Source organism: Acidobacteriota bacterium (assembly GCA_016713675.1).
Lineage (GTDB): Bacteria > Acidobacteriota > Blastocatellia > Pyrinomonadales > Pyrinomonadaceae > OLB17.
In genome coordinates this window covers 2,824,904-2,841,655 of the sequence record JADJOS010000001.1, presented here as the reverse complement: position 1 = coordinate 2,841,655, position 16,752 = coordinate 2,824,904, and the positions used below count along the sequence as shown (strand labels likewise).

General features: G+C 54.2%; 15 protein-coding genes. 7 read left to right on the top strand and 8 right to left on the bottom strand.

The genetic code is table 11. The features are described from left to right. Positions 1-3,502 (bottom strand): DNA polymerase III subunit alpha (gene dnaE, locus IPK01_13080; GenBank protein ID MBK7934393.1); only part of this gene is annotated, 3,502 nt, incomplete at its 3' end. Positions 3,503-3,504: 2 nt separating this feature from the next. Between dnaE and miaB the strand changes: the two genes are divergently transcribed. From miaB to IPK01_13060, 4 genes are all read left to right on the top strand, one after another. After that, positions 3,505-4,830 carry a tRNA (N6-isopentenyl adenosine(37)-C2)-methylthiotransferase MiaB gene (miaB, locus tag IPK01_13075; protein ID MBK7934392.1) on the top strand — a complete coding sequence of 442 codons (1,326 nt, stop codon included), beginning with the start codon at positions 3,505-3,507 and terminating at the stop codon, positions 4,828-4,830. Positions 4,831-4,832: 2 nt separating this feature from the next. Further along, positions 4,833-5,315, top strand: a complete 483-nt coding sequence (locus IPK01_13070) for a bifunctional nuclease family protein (protein ID MBK7934391.1) — start codon at positions 4,833-4,835, stop codon at positions 5,313-5,315. 203 nt (positions 5,316-5,518) lie between these two features. After that, positions 5,519-6,688, top strand: a complete 1,170-nt coding sequence (locus IPK01_13065; protein ID MBK7934390.1) for a methionine adenosyltransferase — start codon at positions 5,519-5,521, stop codon at positions 6,686-6,688. Next, positions 6,681-7,958: an adenosylhomocysteinase gene (locus IPK01_13060; GenBank protein MBK7934389.1), complete on the top strand. Its 1,278-nt coding sequence runs from the start codon at positions 6,681-6,683 to the stop codon at positions 7,956-7,958. The genes IPK01_13065 and IPK01_13060 overlap by 8 nt, the downstream gene beginning before the upstream one ends. Positions 7,959-8,213: 255 nt before the next feature. On the opposite strand, the gene IPK01_13055 is transcribed toward IPK01_13060, so the two are convergent. From IPK01_13055 to IPK01_13035, 5 genes are read right to left on the bottom strand one after another with little or no spacing between them, the layout of a single operon-like run. Next, positions 8,214-10,532: an LptF/LptG family permease gene (locus IPK01_13055; GenBank protein ID MBK7934388.1), complete on the bottom strand. Its 2,319-nt coding sequence runs from the start codon at positions 10,530-10,532 to the stop codon at positions 8,214-8,216. A gap of 7 nt (positions 10,533-10,539) precedes the next feature. Beyond that, positions 10,540-11,292 carry a DNA repair protein RecO gene (recO, locus tag IPK01_13050; GenBank protein ID MBK7934387.1) on the bottom strand — a complete coding sequence of 251 codons (753 nt, stop codon included), beginning with the start codon at positions 11,290-11,292 and terminating at the stop codon, positions 10,540-10,542. A gap of 4 nt (positions 11,293-11,296) precedes the next feature. Next, positions 11,297-11,467, bottom strand: a complete 171-nt coding sequence (locus IPK01_13045; protein ID MBK7934386.1) for a hypothetical protein — start codon at positions 11,465-11,467, stop codon at positions 11,297-11,299. Continuing rightward, on the bottom strand, positions 11,464-11,844 hold the full coding sequence (locus tag IPK01_13040) for a hypothetical protein (GenBank protein MBK7934385.1): 381 nt from the start codon (positions 11,842-11,844) through the stop codon (positions 11,464-11,466). Before IPK01_13040 ends, IPK01_13045 begins: the two co-directional genes overlap by 4 nt. A 29-nt stretch (positions 11,845-11,873) precedes the next feature. Next, positions 11,874-12,590 carry a gamma-glutamyl-gamma-aminobutyrate hydrolase family protein gene (locus IPK01_13035; protein MBK7934384.1) on the bottom strand — a complete coding sequence of 239 codons (717 nt, stop codon included), beginning with the start codon at positions 12,588-12,590 and terminating at the stop codon, positions 11,874-11,876. Between the two features lie 229 nt (positions 12,591-12,819). Between IPK01_13035 and hslV the strand changes: the two genes are divergently transcribed. From hslV to IPK01_13020, 3 genes are all read left to right on the top strand, one after another. Next, the gene (gene hslV / locus IPK01_13030) at positions 12,820-13,350 is read left to right on the top strand and encodes an ATP-dependent protease subunit HslV (GenBank protein ID MBK7934383.1); all 531 of its coding nucleotides are present in this window, start codon (positions 12,820-12,822) and stop codon (positions 13,348-13,350) included. A gap of 161 nt (positions 13,351-13,511) precedes the next feature. Beyond that, a complete protein-coding gene (locus IPK01_13025; protein MBK7934382.1) occupies positions 13,512-14,525 on the top strand; it encodes a carboxypeptidase regulatory-like domain-containing protein in 1,014 nt (337 codons plus the stop codon). Between the two features lie 162 nt (positions 14,526-14,687). Then, entirely contained in the window at positions 14,688-14,843 is a 156-nt protein-coding gene (locus IPK01_13020; GenBank protein MBK7934381.1) for a hypothetical protein, read from the top strand. Positions 14,844-14,948: 105 nt separating this feature from the next. Here IPK01_13020 and IPK01_13015 read toward each other — a convergent pair whose 3' ends face one another. Both IPK01_13015 and IPK01_13010 read right to left on the bottom strand, forming a co-directional pair. Next, positions 14,949-15,482: a hypothetical protein gene (locus IPK01_13015; protein ID MBK7934380.1), complete on the bottom strand. Its 534-nt coding sequence runs from the start codon at positions 15,480-15,482 to the stop codon at positions 14,949-14,951. A 14-nt stretch (positions 15,483-15,496) separates the two neighbouring features. Continuing rightward, positions 15,497-16,648, bottom strand: a complete 1,152-nt coding sequence (locus IPK01_13010; GenBank protein ID MBK7934379.1) for a hypothetical protein — start codon at positions 16,646-16,648, stop codon at positions 15,497-15,499. Positions 16,649-16,752 lie beyond the last annotated feature (104 nt).

The window sequence follows — 16,752 nt, the reverse complement described above, 5'->3', positions numbered from 1 at the left end:
CGGGTTCCAATTGCGATTCCAATGCCCGCGAGATCGCGACGCGGCCGGCTTCGGATTTTAGGCGGACATCGACACCATCCACCGTCAGGTCGAGGAGGACGTCGCAGCGGCCGGGGTGGGCGGACATGAGGATGTAGAGGTCTTCGAGATATTGCTCGGTGAGGCCGCGGGAAGGGAGCCGGACGGCGACCTGGACGAGATTTGCCGCGATGACATCGGCGAGAGGTTTGACGTCCTGGACGATGATCGTCAGCTCCTGGCCTTCGGCGGCCTCGACCTTGCCGTCGATGACGACCATCTCGTCGTCTTTGAGCAGCTCCTGATATTTGCCGAACGCCTCGGCCCAGACCAGGCATTTCGCACCGCCGCTGCGGTCTTCGAGCCGGAAGATGCAGAAGCGGTTGCCTTTTTTGCTGTACCGCACCTGCGTCCCCGTAATAAGCCCCGCCATCTTCACCATGTCCTGCGGGCTGGCACCCGAGAACTCCGCGATCGTCGGCACTCTCATCTCTTTTAGGCGCTCCGCAAACGTATCTATCGGATGAGCCGACAGATAAAAGCCGATCGCGGCCTTTTCGTTTTTAGAAAGCTCCGTCGCAGTCCACTCGGGAACGTCCGGCAGCTCGGCGTCCTCGACCGGCCCGCCGACGTCGCCGCCGAACAGGGCATTTTGCCCGCTCAGACGGTCTTCGGCAGCACGCTGGCCCTGTTTGAGCGAACTGTCGATCGCCGCGTTGAGCTTCGCCCGCCACGAAGCCGTAGTTTCGCCCGTCGTCATTATCGAGTCGAAAGCCCCGGCCGCGATCAGATTCTCAACGCCCTTTCGATTAACGCTGCCGGGCCCAAGCCGCGACACAAAATCGATCAGCGAAACGAACGGCCCGTCCGCCCTCGCCTTTACGATAGCCTCGACGCTCGTCGTGCCCATGCCTTTGATCGCACTCAGGCCAAACCGCACCGCGTCCGGCAGCGGCGTGAAGCCGAGGCCGCTCTCGTTTATATCCGGCGGGAGGAGTTCGAGGCCGAGGAAACGCAGTTCGGACGAATATTTGTAGACCTTGGCACTGTCGTCGGCTTCGTGCGAGAGGACCGAGGCGTAAAAATACGACGGATAATGCGCCTTGAGATAGCCCGTGCGGAACGCCAGCACGGCGTACGCGATACTGTGGCTGCGGTTAAAGCCGTAGTCCGCGAATTTGGACATCAGCTGGAAGATCTCGTTCGCCGTCTTTTTGTTGACGCCGTTCGCGACCGCTCCGCTGATAAACTGGTCGGTGTGCTTGGCCATCTCGGCGATGTTCTTTTTGCCCATCGCCCGCCGCATCAGATCGGCGTCGCCGAGGCTGTAACCGCCGAGCTTCTGCGCGATCTGCATGATCTGCTCTTGATAGACGAGCACGCCGAACGTCGGTTTGAGAAACTCTTCGACCTCGGGCACCCAATACTCGACCTCTTTGATCCCGCGGCGGCGATCCACAAACAGATCGATCATCCCGCCGTCGATCGGGCCCGGACGGTACAGGGCGTTGAGGGCGGAGAGGTCTTCGAGATTCTCGGGCTTCATCTTGCGGCAGATGTCCTGCATGCCGGAGGATTCGAACTGGAATATCGCGTCCGTGCGGCCGTCGGAGAAGAGCTTCATCGTCGCGGGATCGTCGGTCGGGATCTTGGTCCAATCGACAGTGATGCCGGTGCGGTTCTCAAGCTCCGTCAGGCAATCGCTGATGATCGTCAGCGTCGTCAGCCCGAGGAAATCCATCTTGAGCATCCCGACCTTTTCGAGATCGTTCATCGGATACTGGCTGGTGAGTTCCTCTTTGCCCGACATTGCGACCGGAACCAACTCGTGCAGCGGTTTCGGGCTGATAACCACGCCTGCCGCATGCACTGAAGTATGCCGCGCACAGCCCTCGACCTTGAGTGCGAGCTCGACCATCTCTTTGATCCGCGGGTCGTTGTCCATCGCGGCCTGCAGCTCGGGAACCTGCTTTATGGCGTCCGAGATACTGACGTTTCGTCCACGTATCGGCGGCGGCATCAGCTTCGCGATCTTTTCGACATCGCCGTACGGAACATTGAGAGCACGCCCGACATCCTTGATCGCGGCCTTCGAGGCCATTGTTCCGAAGGTTACGATCTGACAGACCGATTCACGTCCGTAAAGCTTCGTAACGTGATCAATAACGTCCCCACGCCCACGGATGCAGAAATCGATATCGATATCAGGCATCGAGATGCGTTCGGGGTTAAGAAACCGCTCGAACAGCAGCTCGTGCTGCAGTGGATCGACATCCGTGATCCGCATACAATACGCAGCCAGCGACCCCGCCGCCGAACCACGTCCCGGACCGACCGGAATATTCTGCTCGCGGGCATATTTAATAAAATCCCAGACGATCAGAAAGTAACCGGGAAAGCCCATCCTATTGATCGTCGAGATCTCGATCTGCAGTCGCTCTTCGTATTCTTCGATCGAATGCGTTAATGTTCCGGCAGTCTGCTGCGGCAACCATTCGGCCTCAAGTCGCTCTTTGAAACCTTCGCGCAGAACGTGTTCGAAATACTCGTCGCTCGACTTGTCTGCAAATTCGTCCGGAATAGGGAAATTCGGAAGCTGTCTGACATCGTCGCCCATTGGGATGACGAGGCTGCACATCTCCGTTATCTTGAGGGTATTGTTGAGAGATTCCGGCAGTTCGCCGCCGAAAATCTCCCACATTTCCTCCGCCGAACGCAGATATTTGTACGAATTCGCCTCAGTCTGCCCCGCCGCCGGTACGCTCCGCCCGTCGTTGATCGCGATCAAAGCCTCGCGGGCACGAGCGTCGCCGCGTTCGAGATAGTAAACGTCGTTGGTCGCGACGATCGGGAGCGACAATTCCTTCGACAGATCGACGATCTTGCGGTTCAATTCCATATCGCCGCCGCGATCCTGGATCTCAAGATAGAACCGTTCAGGCCCGAAAATATCGCTGAATTTCCCCGCGATCTCCGTCGCTTTCTTGTGATCGTCATTCGCGAGGTAGTGACCGACCGTTCCGTCAAGCCCGCCCGACAAAGCGATCAAACCTTTGCTTTTCTCGGCAAGGATATCCATGTCGATCCTCGGTCGATGGTAAAAGCCCTCTGTAAAGGCCTTCGAGGCGAGCCAGGCGAGATTCTGATAGCCTTCAAGATCGGTCGCGAGCAAAACAAGCCCGTAATACGCTCGTTCGCCCGCGGCAAGGGACGAGGACTGTTCACCACGGCTTCCAAGCGTCAGATGCGCGTCATATCCTATTATCGGCTTTATGCCCGCGTATTTCATGGCGTTGAAATACGAAACAGTGCCGTACATATTCCCAAGATCGGTCAACGCACACGCCGACATCTCGAGTTCGACGAGTTTCTTTGCCAAAGGCTTAAGTTGGACAGTGCTTTGCAAAAGGCTATAATCGGAATGCAAATGCAGATGCACAAAGTCTTGGGCCTTGGCTGGTTTTTGGTCTGATTCTTGCGGCATTTATGAAGAAAGTTTATCTCGAAACCTACGGCTGTCAAATGAACGTTTCCGATTCGGAACGCGTCGCGACGGCGCTTGGACGAGACGGTTTTGAGATGACTGTTGACGAACTATCCGCGGATGTCATTCTGTTAAATACGTGCTCCGTTCGCGAAAAGGCCGAACACAAATTATACAGCCGCGTCGGCCGCATCCGCCACGTCGACAGGCCGAAACCTGTCATCGGCGTCATGGGCTGCGTCGCTCAGCTAGAAGGCGAAACGCTGTTCAACAAGATCGAGGGCGTCGATTTTGTCCTCGGAACACGGGCAGTCGGCCGCGTCGCCGACGTAATAAGCCGCGTTTACCACGGCGAAGAGGGAATTGTCGACCTTGGCGAGAGGGAAGTTGACTATGACTGGACAGTTGCTGACACGCACAGACATTCGCCATATGTCGCGTTTTTACCAATTATTGAGGGCTGTAACAAGTTTTGCACCTATTGCATCGTCCCATTCTCACGCGGCCGCGAACGTAGCTTTCCCGCATCGGACATTGTCCGACAGGTCCTCGAAATGCGTCGAAACGGCGTCAAAGAAGTACATTTGATCGGCCAAAACGTCAATAGTTACAGGCCTGAGACCGATTCGGGACTCGAAGGATTTGCAGGGAAGTCGGCGTTCTCGCGTCTTTTGCGAGCAGTCGCCGCTACAGGCATCGAGCGGATAAAATTTAACACCTCATTTCCCCGCGATTTTAACGACGACATTGTCGATGCGATTGAAACGCATGAAAATCTTTGTAATTGGGTCCATTTGCCTGTGCAATCCGGCAGCAACCGCATACTTTCGGCAATGAAACGCGGCCACACCATCGAACGGTATTTCAAACAGATCGACCGCTTAAAGTCGTCGAATCGTGATATCGCTCTCACGACAGACATTATCGTTGGCTTTCCTGGCGAGGCCGAATCGGATTTTCTGGATTCGGTTAAGATGGTCGAGTACTGCGGCTTTGATATGGCATACATTTTCAAATACTCGCCGCGTCCCGGGACCCCGGCTTTTGAAATGAAAGATGATGTGTCTCCGGCAGAAAAGACGCTACGATTTCTCGAACTCGAGCGAGCCCAGAAGTCTAGTCAAAACAACGCTTTACAGCGATATATTAATCAGGTGCTTAAAGTGTTAGTTGAGGTCGGCTCGAGCCGCTCGGCCACTGGTCTGACCGGACATTCGACCTGCCACAAGGTCGTTAATTTTGAAGGCTCGCGGGACACGTTAGGCAAGATCGTCGATGTTAAGATCACAGAAATTAAGTCAAACTCCCTGTTTGGAGTAATTCAATAAAAATGGAAATAGATCCAACCCTAGTCGAAGTAAAGATCGGAGCTCTGATAATGGACCCGAATACCAATACGCCCATCGTCGTGCTTAAAGGCGTCGAATCCGAGACAGTTTTACCGATCTGGGTCGGAGCCTTTGAGGCTAATGCGATCGCGCTTGAGATCGAAAAGGTCGTCCCTCAGCGACCGATGACTCACGATCTATTGAGGAATGTGATCATCGAATGCCGCTTGTCGGCGTCGAGGGTTATCATCACTGATCTCCATGAAAACACATTCTATGCACGCATCCAGTTGACTGACCAGAACGACGATCTCGTCTCATTTGATGCTCGGCCTTCGGATGCTATCGCTCTTGCATTGCGTCTTGATTGCCCGATCTATGTAGAGCAGAAAGTCATAGACCTATCGGCGTCGACGACGCCTTCCGAACCCGTGGGTGATGAAGATCTTTCTCCTGTTGAGGATTGGCCGGAATTGATCGGCTGAGAAGGCCCGGAAAGCTGTACATAATCTCTATTATCGGACGCACTTTATCTGTGGCAATGAAAATGAGGGTTAGAGCCCCTCTCTCCAACTTATGATTCATACGTTGACACTATTGCCGCAAAGGGCTACAATCGTCGTTTTGTTATCTGACTAGGATATCAGTCTACAGAAGCCAATATTATTATAAGGAGTTACGTAAACCATTGAGTAACGGAAATTATTTATTTACATCGGAATCGGTTACAGAAGGCCATCCGGACAAAATTGCCGATCATGTATCTGACGCGATCCTTGATGCGATCTTGGAGCAAGACCCGAACGCCCGTGTTGCGTGCGAAACGCTGGTCACCACTGGTCTGGCTGTCGTTGCCGGTGAGATCACGACAACGGCAAAGGTCAATTATAAGCAGATCATTCGAGAGACGATCGAGGAAATTGGGTATAACGATGCAGAATTTGGATATGATTCGAATACCTGCAGCGTTATTGATGCGATCGGAACACAATCACCCGACATTTCGCAAGGCGTTGATACTGGTGGAGCTGGGGACCAAGGTCTCATGTTTGGTTTTGCCTGTAATGAAACCCCTGAATTAATGCCGATGCCGATCCAGATGGCCCACAATCTGACGCGCCAGCTTTCGAAAGTTCGGCGAGATGGGACAATTCCCTATCTTCGTCCGGATGGAAAATCGCAGGTATCGATCGAGTATCGCGACGGCAAACCGTTTCGTGTCGAGGCGGTTGTGATCTCATCGCAGACTGCGGATCTCGACATCGAAGACATCCGTGCGGATATCATGGAGCACGTGATCAAACCTGTGATCCCAGCAGACATGATCGACGACAACACGAAATACCATATCAATCCGACCGGCAAATTCGTGATCGGCGGGCCAATGGGCGATGCCGGCGTCACCGGACGTAAGATCATTGTCGATACCTACGGCGGATATGCTCCGCACGGCGGCGGTGCATTTTCGGGCAAAGATCCCACAAAGGTCGACCGTTCAGCAGCATATATGGCTCGCTATATTGCCAAGAATGTTGTAGCTGCGGGCCTGGCAGACAAATGTACCGTTCAGCTCGCATACGCTATCGGCGTCGCCGAACCGGTCTCGGTCCTTATCGACACACACGGCACGGGCACGATCGATGACGAACGTATATCGGACATCGTTCGCGAGAATTTCACGTTGACCCCGAAAGCGATCATCGAGACATTGGATCTTCGTCGCCCGATCTACAAAATGACGGCGCGATTTGGCCATTTTGGCCGAACCAACGACGAATTTTCATGGGAAAAGACCGATAAGGCAGAAGATCTGAGGATCTCGGCCGAGAATCATAGAGGTATTGGAACAAATGGCTAACGCAGGAACATCAATGGAATACGACATCAAGGACATCAACCTTGCCCCGCAAGGTAAACAGCGCATTGAGTGGGCGGACCGCGAAATGCCTGTTCTTCGCCTCATTCGCGAACGATTTGAAGCTGAAAAACCGCTGGTCGGCGTAAAGCTTATCGCATGTGCCCACATTACGACGGAGACCGCTAACTTGGCCCGTACATTGCAGGCAGGTGGAGCAGAATCGCTGTTGATCGCTTCGAACCCGCTTTCGACGCAGGACGATGTCGCGGCTTCCCTTGTGGCTGACTGGGGCATCCCGGTCATGGCACACAAGGGCGAATCGACCGAGACTTACGTCCGACACGTAAAAGCTGCACTTGATACGAATCCGAACCTCATCATCGATGACGGATCGGACGTCGTAGCGACAATGATCAAGGAAAAGCCTGAGTTGATCGGCAATCTGATCGGTACAACGGAAGAGACGACTACCGGAATTGTCCGCCTTCAGGCGATGGTCAAGGCCGGAGTGCTCACCTTCCCTTCGATCGCGGTCAACGACGCTCAGACCAAGCATTTCTTCGATAACCGTTACGGAACGGGCCAATCGACACTTGACGGCATCATTCGTGCAACCAACATCCTGCTCGCCGGCAAAACGCTCGTCGTGGTTGGCTACGGCTGGTGCGGCAAGGGCGTCGCAATGCGTGCACGCGGTATGGGCGCGAATGTCGTCGTCACCGAGATCGATCCGATCAAGGCGATCGAGGCAGTTATGGACGGTATGCGTGTGATGCCGATGAAGGAAGCGGCGAAGGTCGGCGATTTCTTCGTCACGGTCACAGGAAACCGCCATGTCATTGACGCAGAACACTTTGCGGTGATGAAGGACGGTGCGATCGTCTGCAACAGCGGCCACTTTGACCTCGAACTCAACCTCGACGCTCTGCGTGATATGTCGGCCGAGGCCGTCAAACGCCGCCCGTTCGTCGAAGAGTACATCACACATCAGGGCAAGAGCGTGATCGTTCTCGGCGAAGGCCGTCTGATCAACCTCGCGGCTGCCGAAGGCCACCCGGCATCGGTAATGGATATGTCATTCGCCAACCAGGCGTTGTCAGCCGAGTTTTTGGTCAAAAACCACGGAAAACTCGCCGCCGGCGTTCATATCCTGCCTAAGGAAGTCGATCAGGAGATCGCTTCGCTCAAACTCCGTGCAATGGGCGTCAATATCGACGAACTCACACCGGAAATGCTCGAATACATGGGCAGCTGGGAAACCGGAACGTAATTCAGTGTAAAACTGAAAGTGAAAAGTTAAAGATAAAGAAAAGGCCCGGCGGAAACGTCGGGTCATTTTTTTTGTAAAAGCAAGAAACTTAAAGCGGCATTGGACACGTTCGAATTAACACTACGATAAACTTCCGTTCTTTCTATTGTTTCGAACGACGGCCTAAAGGATCCGGAAGAAATTGGCGAAGTGAGAAACACCCCTTGAGCCGAAGCGGCTTCCACCCCGTCTTTGCAAAGAGTGGAGCCTAAGAGTCTAAGTACGAACTCTTGATAGAAGATAAACTCCAAGCATTGAAAACAAAAGCAGCGGGGACCAGACGGCGGTGAATGGGGAGAGGCTGCCGGCTTCGCCGAATTGGGCGAAGAGGCTGGTGGTGCCCATGAAGAGAAGCCAGAGGCCGACGGCGTAGCCGATGGTGACGACCTTGCCCTTTCGGCTGAGTGAAAGTGCGAACGGCGCGGTGAAGAGGGCGATGATGAGCGGGAGAACCCAAGTCGTGTAGCGTTTTTGGATCGTGACGGCAAAGCTGCGGCGTTCGACCTCGGATCCGGAATTTTCGAGTCGTTGTTTCAATTCTTCGGCGTTGAGATGGCTCGGCTTCCCTTTTATCTGGTTGAACGGATCAAACTCCTCTGCCAATTCCCCGCCTTCGAGCGCTTCGGTGCGAATACTGCCTTCGCGTAGAGTAACTTTCTCGACCTGCCCGGTGAAGTTCAGTTTTCCTTTTTCCCACCCGGCACGAGATGTGCGGTACACGGTTTGCAATTCCTGCCCGTTTGTTGAAAATTCCAATACGGTCATATCCAAACCGCACGATCCTGAGCAACCGAGATGCGTTTCGTTATCAGACGCAGGAGTAATATCCGAAACAGGCTGCTTGAAAGAATAGATCCTCTCGCCCCTGGCGACCCAGACCCTTCCCGATCTATCGACAGGAACTCCGCCTTTTCGTATCTGCTCACGTACCGCATCCTGAATTTGATTTGCCCGCGGCGTCAATCTCTCCTGTACCTGCCAGTTAACCGCCCCTAATATCGCCATCAATATAAAACACGGTAAGAGCAGCCGATAGACGCTCTGCCCTGCCGAGGTCCAGGTGACTATCTCGTTTTGACGCGATTTGATTATGTACGTGGCAAGCGTAGCCACCATCGCCGCCGACGGAGCGATCTGCAAATATATGAATGGCAATAGAAAGAAAAGGTATTTCCCCAGCAGCACGATACCGCCGTCGATCACGCCGGCGAATTTCCACAGTTCGAATGCTGTAAAAATGATGAATACGACGGCGAGAAAACTAACTGTCAATACGAAATACTTGACCAGATTTACAATCAGGTCCAGATCGCGAATGCCGGTCGTAAGGTCGACCAGTCTATTCGGCCCCTGTACTCCGATCGTCGCCGCTTGTAATTTTTGCAACGCGGCCTTCAGTTGGTCGAAGATCGCCGAATTCAACGCGGAATGCCGCGAATATGACAGCCAAACTATCGCGATCGCACTGGCAATGACCGGTATAAGGCCGGCGACCGGAACGCTGATACTGCCGGTTCTCGCGAGCTGCTCGCCGGCAAACGTCAGCAAGTAATATGTGACCAGCCCGATAAACGCCAGGACGATCCCGAATCCGCGGCCGCCTCGGCCGAAACTCAGGATCATCATTGTGCCAAGCAGACAAAATATGAACGGCGTGATCGACAGTGTTATCCGACGCTGCCAGATTATTTCGGCCTCGATCCGTTCCTTCCCTTCGCTGGCATTGGCGAACTCGGATAATTGTGACAGGCCGAGTTCTTCCGGGGCCGTGCTTCCGCCGGTAAGACGATTTATCAGGTCGCTGCGGCTTGTCTTAACCGCGAGCCGCACTTCGCCGATGCTTTCTGTGACGTATTTGCCCTGATCGGGCAGTTGCGGCATCGTCGTGACCGTCGCATTTTCGAGGACCAGTTCCGTTTTCTGATCCGTCACGTCGATACGGCCGTTGCCTGACGTTATCAGACGCACACTTGGCCGGTTCGCGTCTTCGCTAAAGATGAAGATATTCTGCCATTTGCCTGTCGTCAGGTCGCCGCTTTTGACATAGATCGTAGCCCCGGCGATCTCGGTGTTAAATACTCCGGGCTCGATCGGCGATTCGAGTTTTTTGATCGCGGTCTGCAGGGCAACGCTTCGTACCAAAGCCGCGGCCAGCGGCACGCCCTTTAGATTGACCACAAACGCAAACGCCGACAACAGAACACCGACCACCATGATCGGGATCGCGATCTGAAAATTGCTGACACCCGCGACCCTGACCGACACCAGTTCACTGTCGCCCTGCATTTTTGACAGGCCGATGATCGTTCCGACCAGCATCGCCATTGGGCACGTGAATGCGATCACGCTCGGGACAAGTGCGATCGTTAGCTGCCAAATGAGATTCGCAGGGATATTAACGCTGAAGAAAATGTCGGAGAACTTGCTTGCCTGCTGAATGAACAGGATCACGCTCAGCAGCAGCCACGAGAATGCGAAATACGGCAGGATCGCACCGACGAGGTATTTTGAGATGAGCCAACCTATCCGTTTCATTGCCTTGCTAGTTACCTATTCCGAGCGACACCTCGCCGCGGATCTCATGGCCGACCGAATGTGAAATGATGCGTTTGAATATGGTGGAAAGTGCCGTCAATCGCTCGGCATCGCCGCCCGCAAACTCAACAAACGCCGTCGGCGAGAGCTTTCGAGCCGACGCAAACATTCCCCGATGCCCCGAATCAAGCACGCGCGAGCCCGTCGGCCGTCGGCAAACAGAACATATCAGATGAAAATTGGAGCGAACCTCAGCAGTCTCGCTGTCTTCGATCACGCGGCGGCATTGGTCGCAGTGATCCCAATCGGGCATGAAACCTGCGAGCCTGAGTATCCAGGATTCAAAGTAAACACTGATCGCGAGATAACTGGCAACGTCCTCGGCTGCAGCTTTTATACTGGCCCGGACCATGCGGTAGAGATTCTCGTTCGGATCGTTCGGCGGCGAGAACGTTATCAGCAGATCGGAAAGGTACGAGAACTTTTGCAGAAAATCCGGATTGCTCGCCGCCGCAAAAAAGGATTCGACGAGGTCAATGTTCTGGATCGAAACAAGTTCTACCGCCTCTTTTTCAAAATACGTCGCCCGCACGATCGAGAACGGCTCGAGCCCGCTGCCGAATCGGCTTTTGAGACGCTTGACGCCTTTGGCGACCCCGCGCACGACGCCGTGATCGTGCGTTAAGAGTACGACGATCTTATCCGCATCGGCCAGGTTGTGGGTCTTAAGCACGATGCTCTCGGTCTCGATCAGTGACATCGGTTTACCATGGAATGAAATAGAGGATCCACGCGAGTACCAGACTAACTACCACGAACTGAAGGAACGATTTCGCCCCGTAGATGACGCGTTCGCGAGGCGTGCCGGCGGCGAAAACGCCGAAAACGACTGATACGAACAGAGCAAAACCGACGAGATACAGAAAATGTGTCATTTCTTCCTCCCGTAAGCGATATCAGCGGAATCCATGACTGCGAGATAGTTAAGCAGTCCCGCGACCTCGAGGAACCGTCCGCCGTATTCGAATGTGGACAACGCCGCAACGTTCGGTGCCGGTGTCGCAGCGATAAAATAGCTGATCAAAGCACCGAGTCCGTTGCCGAACTTCGCGAAAACATTGAGCAGATACAATAAAAAGCCGTCCTTGAACTCAAATCCGGGATAATGTGCTCCGCCGCTTAATATGGCGATAATGAACATCAGCCAGATCACCGCCGCAATTATGATCCCGCGGACAAGACGGCCCTGCATCATATGCCCGACGCCCGGCAGGAACCACGAGATCACTCCAATAACTATCGGATTGTCCATAAAATTCTATTCAGATGTTCCGTTCCACCTCACACACACGCACGCAAAAATGTCTCAAACAGCTTCCCTGACAAACGATCATCGGCCCACGATAGTTCGGGGTGCCATTGCACGCCGACGACGAATCTGCCGTCGCGTGTGTCCTCGATGCATTCGACGATGCCGTCGGACGCACGGGCGGTCGCTTTCAGATCATTACCCAGACGCCCGACGGCCTGATGATGGTGCGAGTTTACGCGAACATTCCCGTTCCCCGCCGACATCTGCCCGAGCAAACTGCCTTCCTCAACAACAATATGGTGCGAATTCCTCGCCCTTGGGACGCCTTGCTGGTGTTTTATGTGGCCGTCGACCTGCGATTCGATGTCCTGTATCAACGAACCGCCGCGCGAAACATTCAACGCCTGCATCCCAAAACAGATCGCGAACAAAGGTAGGCCGCGTTTTTCTACTTCAGCGAGAACTAAAAGGTCCGTCTCGTCCTTTTCCGTCACAACCGAACCCAAATTCGCGTGCGGTTGTTCGCCGAAATAATGCGGATCGATGTCCGAGTCCGATCCGGGCAATAATATACCGTCGAGATCGTCGAGGACGCCGTTGATATAGCCTTCTTTCGGGATCAGATTGATCAGAACCGGCACGCCGCCGTGGGCTTCGACGGCGTCGGAATAGTCCCGCCCCAGATAAAACCGCCGCGTCTCGATCTCAAGCCTTGTTGTAATACCGATCCTCGGTCGTTTCGCCATAAAAATGCTGAAGCCCGCACCGTAGAAAGGGCGTTCATTCGTAACGGCTATTATTGCAATTTGAGCATTTGAAATCAAAGCCGTATCCTAGTCTTGGCAGAAGCCCGCACGGTAGTAAGGGCGTTTCGCGAACCTTAACAGCAAATTCGCCACAGATGAATACAAATGAACACAGATAAGAAGACAAAAGACTTTCTATCCGTGTTTATCTGTGTGGTAAAAATCCTATATGAAGATACGATCAACAACGGTCCTGCTCGTCAAGCGTGACGGCAAGACGGCGATGGCGGCGGATGGGCAGGTGACTTTGGGCGATACTGTTATCAAAGGCACGGCGAAGAAAATACGCCGGATCTCGGGCGGCAAGATCATCGCGGGGTTTGCGGGCTCGACAGCGGACGCGTTTTCGCTGTTGGGGCGGTTCGAGCAGAAGCTGGAGCAGCATCAGGGGCAATTGGAACGCGCGGCGTTCGAGCTGAGCAAAGACTGGCGCACCGACAAATACCTACGCAATCTCGAAGCCCTGCTCATCGTCGCCGACGCCACCGACGCCTTCCTCATCTCCGGCAAAGGCGACGTCATCGCCTCCGACGACGGCCTCCTCTCCGTCGGCTCCGGCAGCATGTACGCCCTCGCCTCGGCCCGTGCCCTGCTAAAACACACGCAGCTAACCGCCAAAGAGATCGCCGAAGAAAGTTTGCGAATCGCCGCCGACATCTGCATCTACACCAATAACAATATTATTGTCGAAGAGATCTAACGCCCTACTTTATCCACAAGTGTTCAAGAAAATTGCCCGCCTAAATTTCCGAATTTCTTTGCGCCGTTCGCACTTGTTCGGAAAGCGAAAATGGTCGTGGCGGTGGTTGGGTTTTTATTTAATGGTATTGTAGTCTCTAAAATTGCTCATTAGTGGAGATTATGAAGTACATTAACAGACAAATAGCACGGGCTGGCGGCGTGGTCGTGGCGGGCTTTGTGATGGCTTTGTTGGCACAGGGTTCGTTTGCACAGGTGAACATCTCGCGCGGCAGCAGGGCTTCGTACCGATTGCCGGCGAATATATTCGTCGATAAACGGATCGAGACCGGTGATCTCGCTCCGCAGACCGCAAGCTTTACCGAGGATTTCGCGGCCGTACCGACGGTCGGCTGGAATTATCAAAATCTCAGTACGCCGATCGGCCTCATTCCCAATTGGATCCAGGGTGACTCGTCGGTCTTCCCGGCACAAGCAGGGGCAGGGACCGCCTATGCCGGGGCTAGTTTTAACAGCGTCGCGGGTGCCAATACGATCAGCAACTGGATGTTCGCACCGGAAATATTGTTCCGAAACGGCGACGTGATCAGATTCTGGACGAGAAAGGCAGCTCCCGCTCCGACCGACTTCCCCGACAGAATGCAGGTGCGGTTGTCGCTAAACGGCAACAGCGTGAACGCCGGTGCCACCAACACCTCAGTCGGCGATTTTACGACGCTTTTGCTCGACATCAACTCGGCACAGGTTGTCGGAGGCTATCCGGTGGTTTGGCAGCAGTTCTCGATAACGATCTCCGGCCTCGCGTCACCGACCAACGGGCGCGTCGCGTTTCGCTACTTCGTGACAAACGGCGGCCCGTCCGGAGCGAACTCGGATTACATCGGCGTCGATACATTTGAATACATCGCCACGCCGACCGCAGCAGGCGTTTCCGTCGGCGGCCGTGTGCTGACCGGGGAACGCGGCCTCAGCAACGCACGCGTAACGCTGACTTCGCAGGACGGCCAGGCCCGGCAGGTGGTGACCGGTGCGTTCGGATATTATCGTTTTGACGACGTTGTCGCCGGCCAGACCTATATCCTGAGCGTAAACTCGAAACGCTACGCATTCAGCCCGAGGGTCGTCTCGATAAACCAAGACATTGCCGACCTCGATCTGATCGCTCTCGAAAACTAACTGTTCATTGCAATTGTTGTGGTCAGTGATTAGAAAAGGCTTCGTCCGACCGGGCGAGGCCTTTTTCTGTGTCGTATTGGCGAGCTTTTCTTCACGAAGTGACAGTGCACCCGGGGGATCTATTCAGGCGGCGAGACCAATCTTTGTGGCTTATTTGCCTTTGTGCGTCAGCTAACAGAAATCATGATTCCTGTGGCGGATAATCAGGGCGGTAAGGAGAAAAAGAAAATGGATACAACAACGCTCATTATTATTATCGTCGTATTATTACTACTGTTCGGCGGCGGCGGCTTTTGGTATAGAGGCCGGGGACGGTAGAAACGCGTTAGGCACGTAAAGATAATTCCTCGATCAGGAATGTCGCTACCGGCAAACACATGCCGGTAGTGATATCTGTGCGAATTTATCGGCGTAATGAGACGTTCAGCTCGACGATTGTAACTTACAATCCGATACGTCGATGATTCCCCGATCCGCACTTGCTTTGTAGGTGCCTTTTACCGTCAATGTCGGTTGAGGCGGATATTTGGCGGTTGGGTTCTCGCTCATCATTTTATCGTTTGCCTCGCGTGCCTTGACGAGCAGTTGAGTTTCGGCGGTAATGGCACTGCCGCACGAGATCCGGACACTCTTGTTGTTCGGGTCCTTGGTGTTGATCGGTATGCCGACGAGATCGATGAACGCTTGGTCGCCGATGTGCTGGGCGAGATAGAGTTCGCCGGTGATCGAAAGGACCTTGCCTTTATATTTGGTGTCCGTCGCAGCTGGATTCGCCAGCCATTCCTGCCCAAGAGCCGCACCGGTGATCTCGATCGCGGGGACCTCGGGCGTTGCGGTAGGCTTGTTGCCGTTCGCGGTTTTGGTGGCGTTCGAATTCGCACCGCCGAACATCCCGCATCCGCCGGCAACGATCGCGACAAGTAGTATTGCGGCAATGGCCGTCGTTTTGTTTTTCATGTTTCCCTCTCAAACTACTGACAACTCATAAACGTTCCCTGACTGCTTGTGCTCACGGCGACCAGGCCTTTGGAACCCTGACCGACAACCCATTCGCGGGCCTGACAAAACGGCCGGTTTGGCATTTTCATCAAAACCCAGCCGCGTTTGTAGGTGTTGTATTCGACTTTGTAAAGTTTGTAGCCCGTTCCGCTGCCGACCAGTGACAGGCTCTCACGCTTGACCCATTTCGGATAGCTGTGACTGGCCTTTAAGACTTGCGAGCCGGGATACTCGGTAATGAATTTGCTCTTGATAAAAGTTTCGACAGCCGCGTCCCGTGCCGATGCCGCCGACATCTCGAACGAACGCGCCGGAGCTCCCTGCTCGATCTTTGCCTTGAGTTCAGCGGACCTCTCGATCATCTTGTCAAAAAAGGTCGGCGGCATAACCACACCGTAGGTCGCAAAATGAGCTTCTAGCTTACCGCTCTGCTGTACCTTCCATTTCTCGGGCTCGTACATCAACAACTGGATGTCATCGAGAGCACGGTTATCTTGGTATTCAAGCGACCGTTTCAGATCGTCTTCACCCGGCATGATCGCCATAGAGCTCGCAGCATCGGCTCGAACGCGAGGTTCGTAAGCCAGCCGCTTATCGGCGATCGTACACCATTCGCCGAATCGTGCGTCCAAATCGCCTTTTCTCGGACCGGGCCATGCGGCACTCGGACTTCGGTTCGTCATGCCGCGGTATTTGCCTTTGCAGAGCGCGTCGACCGACGCAATGTGCGACATAAGCTCCTGCCAGCCCGCAGGTGTGGTCGGCGTGCCGCCTGCCCATGAAAATTCGTTGGGAGCATAGTAGTGAGCGAAAATGCGAAGTGCGATGCGCTGGAAGGTACCGACTTCGGCCGCAAATGCGTCCTTAAAGGCTGTTGCCGCAGGAGTATCGGGCTTTGGCGGAACACGAACATCACCGCTGCTGCCCATCGAGACTTGGTCGCGCATATTTCCCCAACGGATATTAATACTTCCACCACTGATCGACTCGACCCTGCCGCGGCACCAGCCGCTCGAATCTCGATTGCATCTATATTCGACCGTATCACCGGCCTTTAGGCTATCCTGAGCGTTGAGAACGACCACCGCCATCACGATCAGAACCACAGACATGAAATACTTCATTGCGAACCTCCCCGACCAGTAGATCTTTTGTGGAATAATGGTGCGAATGTTAGCACACAGTTCCAGTCAAAACCATTAGACGTAATTGAGTGCGCAAATAGTGG

What these genes read in the sequence shown, in the direction of transcription:
- miaB (MBK7934392.1), top strand. Translation starts at nt 3,505, where the DNA reads ATGAAGAAAGTTTATCTCGAAACCTACGGCTGTCAAATGAACGTTTCC.
- IPK01_13070 (MBK7934391.1), top strand. Translation starts at nt 4,833, where the DNA reads ATGGAAATAGATCCAACCCTAGTCGAAGTAAAGATCGGAGCTCTGATA.
- IPK01_13060 (MBK7934389.1), top strand. Translation starts at nt 6,681, where the DNA reads ATGGCTAACGCAGGAACATCAATGGAATACGACATCAAGGACATCAAC.
- IPK01_13055 (MBK7934388.1), bottom strand. Translation starts at nt 10,532, where the DNA reads ATGAAACGGATAGGTTGGCTCATCTCAAAATACCTCGTCGGTGCGATC.
- recO (MBK7934387.1), bottom strand. Translation starts at nt 11,292, where the DNA reads ATGTCACTGATCGAGACCGAGAGCATCGTGCTTAAGACCCACAACCTG.
- IPK01_13045 (MBK7934386.1), bottom strand. Translation starts at nt 11,467, where the DNA reads ATGACACATTTTCTGTATCTCGTCGGTTTTGCTCTGTTCGTATCAGTC.
- IPK01_13040 (MBK7934385.1), bottom strand. Translation starts at nt 11,844, where the DNA reads ATGGACAATCCGATAGTTATTGGAGTGATCTCGTGGTTCCTGCCGGGC.
- IPK01_13035 (MBK7934384.1), bottom strand. Translation starts at nt 12,590, where the DNA reads ATGGCGAAACGACCGAGGATCGGTATTACAACAAGGCTTGAGATCGAG.
- hslV (MBK7934383.1), top strand. Translation starts at nt 12,820, where the DNA reads ATGAAGATACGATCAACAACGGTCCTGCTCGTCAAGCGTGACGGCAAG.
- IPK01_13025 (MBK7934382.1), top strand. Translation starts at nt 13,512, where the DNA reads ATGAAGTACATTAACAGACAAATAGCACGGGCTGGCGGCGTGGTCGTG.
- IPK01_13015 (MBK7934380.1), bottom strand. Translation starts at nt 15,482, where the DNA reads ATGAAAAACAAAACGACGGCCATTGCCGCAATACTACTTGTCGCGATC.
- IPK01_13010 (MBK7934379.1), bottom strand. Translation starts at nt 16,648, where the DNA reads ATGAAGTATTTCATGTCTGTGGTTCTGATCGTGATGGCGGTGGTCGTT.